The organism is Psychrobacter sp. 5A.1 (assembly GCF_030407455.1).
Classification (GTDB): domain Bacteria; phylum Pseudomonadota; class Gammaproteobacteria; order Pseudomonadales; family Moraxellaceae; genus Psychrobacter.
Window position 1 is genome coordinate 20,358 of the sequence record NZ_JASDDJ010000041.1, and the last position, 8,774, is coordinate 29,131.

Annotated in this window: 7 protein-coding genes and 1 pseudogene; 6 read left to right on the top strand and 2 right to left on the bottom strand. The window is 43.0% G+C overall.

Annotation, left to right across the window (positions count from 1 at the left end; translation table 11 throughout):
* Positions 1–70: 70 nt before the first annotated feature.
* From metG to QL982_RS09845, 6 genes and pseudogenes are all read left to right on the top strand, one after another.
* On the top strand, positions 71–2,170 hold the full coding sequence (gene metG / locus QL982_RS09820) for a methionine--tRNA ligase (protein ID WP_290162502.1): 2,100 nt from the start codon (positions 71–73) through the stop codon (positions 2,168–2,170).
* Positions 2,171–2,913: 743 nt separating this feature from the next.
* Positions 2,914–3,963: an ABC transporter substrate-binding protein gene (locus tag QL982_RS09825; protein WP_290162500.1), complete on the top strand. Its 1,050-nt coding sequence runs from the start codon at positions 2,914–2,916 to the stop codon at positions 3,961–3,963.
* Between the two features lie 77 nt (positions 3,964–4,040).
* Positions 4,041–5,081 carry an ABC transporter substrate-binding protein gene (locus QL982_RS09830; protein WP_290162498.1) on the top strand — a complete coding sequence of 347 codons (1,041 nt, stop codon included), beginning with the start codon at positions 4,041–4,043 and terminating at the stop codon, positions 5,079–5,081.
* A gap of 356 nt (positions 5,082–5,437) precedes the next feature.
* Positions 5,438–6,337, top strand: a complete 900-nt coding sequence (locus QL982_RS09835) for an ABC transporter permease (protein ID WP_290162496.1) — start codon at positions 5,438–5,440, stop codon at positions 6,335–6,337.
* Positions 6,338–6,368: 31 nt separating this feature from the next.
* Entirely contained in the window at positions 6,369–7,163 is a 795-nt protein-coding gene (locus QL982_RS09840) for an ABC transporter ATP-binding protein (protein ID WP_290162495.1), read from the top strand.
* 91 nt (positions 7,164–7,254) lie between these two features.
* Positions 7,255–7,434, top strand: a pseudogene (locus tag QL982_RS09845) (hypothetical protein); the annotation flags it as partial.
* A gap of 36 nt (positions 7,435–7,470) precedes the next feature.
* Here QL982_RS09845 and QL982_RS09850 read toward each other — a convergent pair.
* The gene (locus QL982_RS09850) at positions 7,471–7,866 is read right to left on the bottom strand and encodes a VOC family protein (RefSeq protein ID WP_197102753.1); all 396 of its coding nucleotides are present in this window, start codon (positions 7,864–7,866) and stop codon (positions 7,471–7,473) included.
* Between the two features lie 279 nt (positions 7,867–8,145).
* Positions 8,146–8,754 (bottom strand): LysE family transporter, encoded by a 609-nt coding sequence (locus tag QL982_RS09855; RefSeq protein ID WP_290162494.1) that lies wholly within the window; start codon positions 8,752–8,754, stop codon positions 8,146–8,148.
* Positions 8,755–8,774 lie beyond the last annotated feature (20 nt).

An 8,774-nucleotide genomic window follows, 5' to 3' on the forward strand; every position in this document is an offset into this window, starting at 1 on the left:
CGTCTAATAGCCATAAGCTGCTTAAGACGTTTGATACCTAACCCGTTTATATAAAAATATAGGTGATTTTGTGCGTGAAATTCTAGTAACCAGTGCGCTGCCCTACGCCAATGGCTATATCCATTTGGGGCATCTTGTAGAGTATATTCAGACAGACATTTGGGTACGTGCGATGAAAGCGCAAGGCCATCAGGTCACTTATGTCTGTGCAGATGATGCACACGGTACCGCCATCATGCTAAAAGCAGAAGCTAATGGCGTGACACCAGAAGAACAGATTGCGTCAGTGAAAGCATCACATGAAGCTGATTTTTCTAAGTTTTTGATTAATTTTGATAATTATCATTCTACTCATTCAGAAGAAAATAAAGAGTTTTCTGAGCTTATTTATCGTCGTCTTAGTAGCGCTGGACACATCAGCACCAAAGACGTTGAGCAGTTATTCGATCCTGAAAAGCAGTTATTTTTAGCCGATCGCTTTGTCAAAGGCACCTGTCCTGAATGTGATAGTCCAGACCAATATGGTGATAACTGTGAAGTATGCGGCACCACATACAATGCCACCGAACTTAAAAATCCACAGTCTACGCTATCTGGTTCAACGCCTGTACTCAAAACCTCTAAGCATTATTTCTTTAATTTGCCAGAGTTTGAGCAATTCTTAAAAGACTGGACACGCAGTGACAACCGTTTGCAAACGTCAGTGGCCAATAAATTGCAAGAGTGGTTTGAGGCAGGCTTAGCGACTTGGGATATCTCACGCGATGCGCCCTATTTTGGCTTTCAAATTCCAGATACCCCAAGCGATGAACCAGATAAATACTTTTATGTATGGCTAGATGCACCAGTCGGCTACATGGCAAGTTTTAAAAACCTATGCGACAAACGCGCAGGTACAGAGCAAGCGCTTGATTTTGACCGCTATTGGGCACAAGAAAACGAGCACAAAACCGAGGTTTACCACTTCATTGGTAAAGACATCGTTTACTTCCATGCTTTGTTTTGGCCAGCCATGCTTGCGGGCAGCGAGTATCGTACACCAACAGGCGTCTTTGCCCACGGCTTCTTGATGGTCAATGGCGAGAAGATGAGTAAGTCACGCGGTACCTTTATTAAGGCCGAAACTTACGCTGAGCATTTACACCCTGAGTACCTGCGCTATTACTTCGCCAGTAAACTGTCTGACAAAGTCGAAGATATCAATCTAGATTTAGAAGACTTTATGCAAAAGGTCAACTCTGATCTGGTTGGTAAAGTCGTCAATATCGCCAGTCGCAGTGCAGGGTTTTTGGTGAAGAAATACGACGGCATGCTGTCAGAAGTTTGTGCAGAGCCAGAACTGTTAGAAGACATCACCAAAACAGGTGATGAGATTGCTGCTGCCTATGAAAACCGCGAATTCTCACGTGCCATGCGTCTAATCATGCAGTGTGCGGATAAAGCCAACGAGTATATTGATGAGAAAAAACCATGGTCGCTTGCTAAGCAAGAAGGCACTGAACAAGAAGTTCAAGACGTCTGCTCGGTTGCGATTAATATCTTCCGTCAATTGATGGTCTACCTTGCACCTGTACTACCTGAGCTGACAAATAATGCCAAAGCATTCTTAAACATTGACAGTTTAGATTTCGCTAGCCGTAATCAGTGGTTACTTGGACATAAAATCAACAAGTTCAAACCACTGATGCAGCGTATCGAAGAAAAAGATATTGAGGCCATGGTGGAAGACTCAAAAGCCTCTCTCGCACAAGTAGACGCGCCAGCGCCAACTGCTATCACAAACAGCAAGCCAGCAGCAAAAAATGCAGCGCCAGAAGCCAATGCAGACGCTGAGCAAACTGACTATATTGGTATTGACGACTTTGCCAAAGTTGAGATGAAAGTGGCACACGTCTTAGCCTGTAACCACGTCGAAGGCGCGGACAAGCTTTTACAGTTTACGTTAGATGTTGGTGAAGACAAGCCGCGCAACGTATTCAGCGGTATCCGTAAGTTTTATGAGCCAGAGCAATTGGTCAATAAAAAGGTCGTGTGTGTGACCAATCTTGCACCGCGCAAGATGAAATTTGGTATCTCAGAAGGCATGGTACTATCAACTGGTGAGCCAAAGACGGGCTTGACGGTTGTTACTTTACCGGATACTTGTGTCGTTGGTGATGTACTCGCCTAATGCCTGAGATCCACAGACCTGAGTAGCCTGATCAAGGTATTGAATAAAGGAGAATGACAGTGGTATTGCTCAGATTTTTGGCAGATATTCTCTTTTATTTAGCATTAGGTCTGCTCGCTTATTGGTTTTTTTCATCCGATATAATCGCACTATGGGCAGCTATTGGTAGTGGCATTCTTAGTGCCATACTATTTATGTATACTTCGAATATAAAGCGCTCACGACGCAACTATCATTCAGAGCCTTTGAGTGTCTATGATTGGGCGTTTTATATGGACTTACTTGAGATTCCTTTTCGAATAGTATCATGGGCATTTAAGAGTTTATGGCGAATCTTTGACTAGGGCATGTCCTCATTTTGACAATGGTAATAAAGATGTCCTTTGTGGCATCTTTTTTTATGATCAAATGCACAATAAAACCCTGCTTCCAACCATCAAAACAGCTCCCAGACCCATCTATGACGAACCCGCTTTAATTTTTTATTGCGATAACTTACATTACTGTCATAATATGAACATAATAATCGATGGAACGATTACTTTATTTAATTGTTAGCCTGCTATCTTAATATCAACATAGCATTGATTCGGCTAATCTGCATTCTTCAGTATCATTGTCAAAAATTAAAGAGAGCCAGACGCGTGAGTACCAGTACTACTGGTATCAGTTAGTAGACTTGACCCGTCTGACCGTATTCTCTTGATTTTTAGAACTGATATAACCTATGAGTTAACCTAATAATGACTATTGCTTCTACTCTACGCTTAAGCCTATATGGCGTTGCTCTTAGTGCCATTAGCACACTTGGACTAATCGGCTGCTCAAACTCCTCTACCGACACCGCTACGACTGCTGAAAGTAGTACGGCCACAGACAAACCTGCCAAATCCATTGCCATCACTCAAATCGTTGAGCATCCATCATTAGATGATATGCGCCGTGGTATCATTGATGAATTGGCGGATAATGGCTATGTCGAAGGGCAAAACCTCACCATCAACTTTCAAAGTGCGCAAGGCAATACAGCAACAGCAGGACAGATTGCCAAGCAATTTGTAGGAGATAATCCAGATGCCATCGTAGCAATCTCTACGCCATCTGCCCAGTCGATTGTCGCCGCGACCACCACCATCCCCATTATTTATACTGCGGTATCAGACCCACTAGGTGCAAAGCTCATCACAGCAGATGGCACGCCTTTTCAAAGCAATTTAACTGGCTTATCAAGTCAGTTACCACTAGAGCCACAATTGGATTTATTACAACAAATCAAGCCTGATTTGAAAACCATCGGTTACGTCTATAGCCCAGGTGAAGCCAACTCTGTTTCGTTGCGTGATAATCTCAAACAAGCTTTACCAGCACGAGGCTTATCATTATTAGACATTCCTGCCAACCGCCCAACGGATATCGGCATGGCAACACGTAGCTTGCAAGGACGCGCAGATATCATCTACACCTCATTTGACAATAACGTCGCATCGGCTTTTGAAGCCATGACCCAAGCGGCAAATGAGTTAAAAATGCCGGTTATCGCTTCTGATGAGTTCAGTGTCAAACGCGGGGCCACTGCTGCCCTTGGGGTCAATGACTATGACTTTGGTCGTACCACTGGAAAAATGGTCTATCGCGTGTTAAATGGCGAAGCGGTCAATACCATTAAACCTGAAGTCATGAATGATCTAACACTGTATGTCAGCCCTAAACATGCTGAAAATCAAGGTATCAGCTTGCCAGCAGATTTGCTAAAAAATGCCATCAACGTTGATATTGATACCGATACCAAATAAAAAGTAGTAAGCTACCAACTAGTACGTTAATTATTTATATAGTGTACGGACACACTATTATTTTAGGAGTAAGACCCATGTTGTCTCAAAATCGTTTTGGTCATTTTAATTTCGGTAAGGCTTTACTATTAGGCGGCGTATGCACCGCTATTTTGACTGGTTGTAATCAATCAGCGCAAGATACTAGCACGACTGATGCCTCTGCTACTGGCGAGGCCGCCACAGAGATGAAAAACGTCGCTATTACCGCTATTGTTGAGCATCCAGCGCTTGATGACGTACGCAAAGGTGTCATCGATGAATTAAACGAAGCAGGATTTAAAGACGGTGAAAACTTAACCGTTAATTTCCAAAGCGCACAGGGTAATACCGCAACAGCTGGGCAGATTGCTAAGCAATTTGTTGCAGACAACTCAGATGTTATCGTTGCCATTGGTACGCCATCAGCACAGTCGGTTGCGGCGGCTACCAGCACGATTCCTTTGGTATTCTCTGCGGTGACCGACCCAGTAGAAGCCAAATTGGTATCAAAGCTTGATGGCTCTGGCACCAACGTTACCGGTGGTTCTGATGCGCTCCCTTATGAGCCACAAATTGCCTTGATGCGCCAAATTATTCCAAGCTTAAAAAACGTAGGTTATGTTTATAGTCCAGGTGAGGTGAACTCTACCATCATCCTAAAAAATCTAAAAGAAAAGCTGACACCAATGGGCATCACTGTACATGAAGCCCCTGCCCAGCGCAGTACCGACATCGCAATGGCTGCCCGTAGCCTCGAAGGTAAAGTCGATATGATTTACACATCAACCGATAACAACGTGGTATCTGCTTACGAGTCGCTATTTCAAGTCGCTAAAGAAAGCAAAATCCCGCTGATTGCTTCAGACACCAGTTCTGTTGCACGCGGTGCCATTGCCGCATTGGGCGTTGACTATTATGCACTTGGCCGCGAAACAGGTAAAATTGTGGTGCGTATTTTGAACGGTGAAAAAGCAGGTGATATCCCTGTTTATACGCCGCAAGCACTTGATTTGTATGTCAGTCCAAAAAATGCCACCGCTGAAGGTATTACATTGCCACAAGCAGTTATCGATAAAGCAAAAGAAGTGGTAGAATAGCGCCCTCTGAATGTAAACATCACGTTAAACGATTATATTGATGGTTTAATCATAGATTATTGCTTATATTTACTGCTATTATTTCAGTATAAAAATAACCCAGCTACTGGTATATGAGCTGGGTTATTTTTAATGTGATATAAGCATTAAAACCGAATTTCGAACCAAGGTATTTTATGCTCATTCCTCATAGGAAGATGTTTTGGTTTACCCTAACCGCAGATTGCTTAATCTGTTAAATTCACCGCTTAGCCGTTTGGGTTATATAGGCTTATAGGTAGCATGCTTCATACCTTTGCTGCTTTTTGCTTGTGATAATAATCGCTAAACGCTTGATGATAACCGACTAATATCTTATGTCCTTAATTGCTTTTTTTGGTGCGCTTGAAAGCGGTCTGATTTATGGCCTTGTTGCACTTGGTGTGCTGATTTCATTTCGTACGCTCGACTTTCCCGACTTGACCGCTGACGGTAGCTTTCCGCTAGGTGGCGCAGTCGCTGGTATCTCCATCATCGCTGGTGTCAACCCATGGTTGGCCTGTGCCTTTGGTATGTTAGCAGGCTCCGTCGCTGGTATCGTCACTGCATGGTTACATGTCAAACTTGGCATACTGCAATTACTTGCCAGTATCTTAGTGATGGTTGCCCTATATTCTGTCAATTTACGGATTATGGGTGCGCCAAACTTGCCGCTATTGGGCGAAACCACGGTGTTTAGCACCTTGGTGACCGATGGTAATGGCTATTGGATGCGCTGTTTGATTATTGGTGTCGTCGTGATGCTTGCTATGCTGTTTTTAAACTGGTTCTATAGTACCGAGACTGGTCTTTCGATGCGCGCTACTGGCTCAAACCTAAGAATGGCACAGGCGCAAGGCATCAATACCTCATGGATGACCATCGTTGGTATGGCAGTGTCTAACGGCTTAATCGCTTTAGCGGGTGCATTGTTCGTTCAGACTCAAGGCGGTGCAGATATCTCGATCGGTATCGGTACAATTGTCATTGGTCTAGCAGCGGTCATCATCGGTGAAACCATCATTCCGGCCAAGCGCATTTGGCTGATTACTTTTGCTGTGGTCGTTGGTGCTGTGCTGTACAAGCTATTTATTCAGGTCGCCCTATCGAGTGATACGCTGCGTAGTATTGGCTTTGGCCCGCAGGATTTGAACTTGATTACAGCGCTACTCGTCGTATTTGCCTTGGTATTGCCAAAAGCTAAAAATAAATTTTTAAGTCGTAAAGTTCGAGCTTAATGTCAATGTGCAACCATAAGGAATAATTATTATGATGCAAGCTACAGATTTGCGGTTGACCTTTAATCCTGGAACGCCCATTGAAAACCCTGCACTACGCGGTATCGATTTAAACATTGCCGATGGTGAGTTTGTGACGGTCATCGGTACCAATGGTGCTGGTAAATCGACCTTTCTAAATGCCGTCAGTGGCACCACGCGCGTCGATAGTGGCTCAATCCTGTTAAACGGTATTGATGTCACCAAAAAGACGGCGCACCAACGTGCTCATTGGGTTGCGCGTGTGTTTCAAGACCCAATGGCTGGAACTTGTGAAGCGCTCACCATCGAAGAAAACATGGCGCTTGCCTATAAGCGCGGCGGCAAACGTGGTTTGAGCTTTGCGCTGAACCCAAATAACCGAGACTTGTTTAGAGAGAAACTCTCAGTCCTAAAGCTTGGACTAGAGAATCGCCTGACTGACCGTATGGGACTGCTGTCTGGTGGTCAACGTCAAGCAGTAAGCCTATTGATGGCATCGTTACAGCCATCTAAGATTTTATTGCTTGATGAGCATACTGCAGCTCTCGATCCTAAGACTGCGGCGTTTGTTTTAGAATTGACTGATAAGATTGTCACGGACAATAAACTGACCACGATGATGGTCACGCACTCCATGCAACAAGCACTGGCACATGGTACGCGCACCGTCATGCTGCACCAAGGTCAAGTGGTTTTGGATGTCGCTGGCGATATTCGTAAAGGCATGACCGTGCATGATTTACTCGATATGTTTGAGCAAACTCGCGGCGAAAAAGTCGAAGATGACAGCTTGATTTTGAGCTAATCTGCAAAACAGCTGCATTTGAATGCTAAATAAAAAACGCCTGTTAAATGGGCGTATTGAACATTATGAGCAAAAAAATAGCAAACGAGTAATTTTTAAGTTCTCACAAAAAAAAGACGTCGTTTGCTATGCCTTGCTCAAAGAGCAACACTGGACAAGACTAAGGTCTATATTACTAGAGCTTAATATCTATGACACAGGGAATCTTAGACAAACGGTCGAAGGCGTACTGTATCGTATGCGTGTCGGCTATCCTTGGCGTGATCTACCCTCCTTATTTTTAATCATCATAGTCATTATATAAATTTTATAAAGAATGACAAACGACTTCAATCTTGTTCCCTGAAGGGTCGATTAGAAAAGCGGCATAATAACCCTCATGATACTCAGCTCGAAGTCCTGGCTGCCCAGCGTCATATCCACCATTAGCAATGCCTTGAACATGAAAGGAATCAACTCTATCTCTCTTATCGACTTGAAAACACCAATGGTTAGCATGGTTGCGAGTGAAGTCTTGTGCCTCAAAGATAGTCAGATAGCTATTATGATGAGCAGCTGGCGTGTTCCGAACGCCGTATTTTAAAGCCTCGGCTGAACCCTCTACTTTCTTAGCACCTAAAATAGGCATAATAGCATCGTAAAATTTTTCAGCATTATTTAAGTTGGCAACCGATAGTGAGATATGATCAATTTGTAGCGTCATGAAAGTTCAACCTTAAAGTTATTAGAGTGTTAGGGTGTGTTATCAATTAGCACATTAATAAATTATTTATCTACAATTTTTCTTATTTTAAGCCTCATAATCTAATCGATGACACACCCTAGGTGATTTAAGAATAAATAAGCATAATAGAGACACTTCTCTACTTTGCGCAAAAGCTTTTAATACCTATCAGCCGCAATGCTTACATTAATTTCCATATCTCCGGAACTAAAACCCCTTCCATATCGATAAAGGTAACTTTATTCATATTTAATTCCTTTAGTTTAAGTTTGCAAAGAGCAAGAACACACCTAATAGACCTAATATAAAACCAATGACACGATTAATTGCGACTTGCTGCTTTAACATTTTTTCTCTTAGCGTCCGTTGAGAGAACAATAAAGCCACCAAGGCGAACCACATGAAGTGAGCCACAGACATAAACAATCCATAACCGATTAAAATAGACTTTGGGGTACTAGCACTAACAATCTGTGTATACGTACTAATGACAAACAATGTAGTTTTGGGATTCAAAGCATTGGTAAAGAAGCCATATCGCAATGCTTGTCCAGAACTGATGCGCATAGAAGAACCTACGTCATGTACCGGCTTTTGTGTGAATGTCTTATAACCAATATAAATAAGGTAAAGTGCACCAAGATATTTTATGATTGTCAAAAAATTTGGCGCAAGCTTCATGACAATCGCAACAGCTACTAACGTATAAGTCACGTGTACTAAGACACCTAGCGCTATACCAATAGACGTTAGCACACCGACTGAACGCCCGTATAGGTAGCTATTCTTAGTAACAATAGCGAAATCAGCCCCAGGACTAATCACAGCAAGAATGGTAATCATGATAACGGTAAAAAATTCTGTCATTTAATGAACTCTATAAAGAA